A 339-nucleotide genomic window follows, 5' to 3' on the forward strand; every position below is an offset into this window, starting at 1 on the left:
TACACCAGAAAGTGTAACCGTGTTGTCACCAACGTTAGAACAATCAAAAGTCAGTTTGTCTAAAGAAAGAGTCAACGAGCAGTTGTCGTAAGAACCATTGTCAATGTCTTGCACTGAAATAGAAGCATTACCGTTTGCATCGAGTGCGACAGTGTAGTCTTGGGCAATAACGGTAGGAGCAGTAGTATCAGCAATAGATACGTTGAAGGTCTTGGTAGTAGCATTGCCGTTAGCGTCAGTAACGGTAAGAGTTACATCATTGTCGCCTAAGTCATCACAATTGAAAGAGGTTTTGCTCAGTACTTTAGAAGTGATGGAACAGTTGTCAGAGCTAGAAAC

The 339-nt window shown here is 41.9% G+C and carries 1 pseudogene; it reads right to left on the bottom strand.

Annotated elements, in window-relative coordinates:
• A pseudogene (locus tag AWW68_RS10975) lies at positions 1 to 339 on the bottom strand (HYR domain-containing protein); the annotation flags it as partial.

It is taken from the genome of Roseivirga spongicola (assembly GCF_001592965.1).
Taxonomy (GTDB): domain Bacteria; phylum Bacteroidota; class Bacteroidia; order Cytophagales; family Cyclobacteriaceae; genus Roseivirga; species Roseivirga spongicola.